Raw genomic sequence first — 1,816 nt, forward strand, 5'->3', positions numbered from 1 at the left:
TGCGGGAATATCGCCAGACCAATCCGGAAGGGACGATGGTTCTGTATGCTTCCAAGACGGCTTTTTATAACGATGTGGTGCAAGTTCTGGATAAAATGCGGCTCTTTGGGGGCGATCGCGTCGCCTTGGCAACCCTACCGGATACACCCAATCGAGCGATCGATTCGCCAGTTCCTTCTCCTACTCCAGGTTTAACACCTTATTCCCCCGGACTCACTCCACCCGCTACAAACACTCCCGGTTTGACGCCAAACACAGGCACAGGCACAAATACTCTCCCCTACAATCCCTACAACCCCTACGCGACGCCCAACCCCGCACAGCCACCCGGAACGCTTACTCCTTCTCCCTCTGTTCCCGGTAGTGGAGTTTTAACACCTACTGTTCCGCCTTCGGGAGTAGTTCCCCAAGCACCGGGAACAGTGCCGACTCCCGGAACTTCAACCGAGTAAAAGTCAAAAGTCAAAAGTCAAAAAAAAGAAGCTAAAATTAAGGCTTTTGTGAAATTAACAACGTCATAAATAATCAACCTGGTGACTATATCTATTCCGAAAGATAGATACATCTTTCTTTTTGATTAGCTAAGGTCTTGATTTGAATTTAGATTGTCAATTCTCAAGTTTTAAATGGGGTTTTGCTATGAATTTAATTGCAATTTTAATGGCTTGGCTTGTAACTTCTGTGAGCTTGTTCATCATTTCTAAATTGCCGCTGGGAGTAGAAATAGATGGATTTAATAAGGCGCTGACTTCGGCAGCAGTTTTTGGAATTTTAAACGCGCTTTTACAACCAGTTTTAAAAGTTCTGTTTTTTGTACCGAACTTGCTAACTTTATTCTTACTGCAATGGCTGTTCTTAGCTGCGATTAATGCCATCATTTTTGGATTGGCAGCTTGGTTAGTAGAAGGATTTCGCTTGCGTTGGGGTTAATGGAAGTGCTTTTTTCGGTGCGATCGCACTCGGTCTCATCAATTCCTTGATTTTTAGATTGATTTATTGATTAGTTAGTAATTAGCCATTAGTCCTTCTTAAGGAAGTCGATGACTAATGGCTAAATTTGATTGCAGTTCGCTTCATCCAAACATAGGCATTAGCCAACTCCGACCTTTAGAGGTAGATCCATTTATACCAATGAGCAGATGGAAGAGCCTATCTTGCGTAGTTAGGGTAGTTATTGAAGGTGTTTTGATTGCGCCTTAACTTAAAACTGCGTAATTTGGGGCAACTTTAAATATTGCCGTGCCAAATAATAGATAGATCGGAGGAAGTTTTAATATGGATTTCGTTGATATTTTGGTAACTTGGTTGGTCACTGCTTCTAGTTTGCTGATTCTGACCAAACTGCCGTTGGGAATTGAAATTGATAACCCTGGCATAGCTTATATTTCAGCAGCGGTTTTTGGGATTATCAACTCGCTGATTACATTTTTTGTGCTGACAGTACCTAATTTCTTCACATTTGGCATATACGGGTTTTTTGCGAAGGTATTCACATTGGGTTTGTTTTCATTTCTCATCAATGCGATCGCTTTAACTTTAGCGCGTCGATTCGTCACTGGCTTCCGTTTGGAAAAGGGAATTATAAGTGCTGTATTTGTGGCGATCGCACTTTCTTTGGTAAGCAGTTTAATTACAAGTTTTGTTGTCGGTCAACCAGCCGCAATTGCGTAAGCGCTTTCGATCTGAATTGGTTACAGAGAAACCCGGTTTCTTCAAGAAACCGGGTTTCTGCGGTCTATCAATATAGATCTCAGATCGAGTCCGGTTGCATCGGTAGTATATGAGTGATGCGAAATGTTATCTGTGGAGATCGGGG

The 1,816-nt window shown here is 42.5% G+C and carries 2 protein-coding genes and 1 pseudogene; all 3 read left to right on the forward strand.

What is annotated here, in order from left to right:
- Positions 1-452: biopolymer transporter ExbD (locus tag H6S82_RS31755; RefSeq protein WP_347339578.1), on the forward strand; the 452-nt coding region annotated here is incomplete at its 5' end.
- 187 nt (positions 453-639) lie between these two features.
- Positions 640-1,000 (forward strand): annotated as a pseudogene (locus tag H6S82_RS31760) (phage holin family protein).
- A 275-nt stretch (positions 1,001-1,275) separates the two neighbouring features.
- Entirely contained in the window at positions 1,276-1,671 is a 396-nt protein-coding gene (locus tag H6S82_RS31765; protein WP_190473911.1) for a phage holin family protein, read from the forward strand.
- The last annotated feature ends 145 nt before the right edge of the window (positions 1,672-1,816 follow it).

It is taken from the genome of Planktothrix sp. FACHB-1355 (genome assembly GCF_014748295.1).
GTDB classification, from domain to species: Bacteria; Cyanobacteriota; Cyanobacteriia; order Cyanobacteriales; family Aerosakkonemataceae; genus Aerosakkonema; species Aerosakkonema funiforme_A.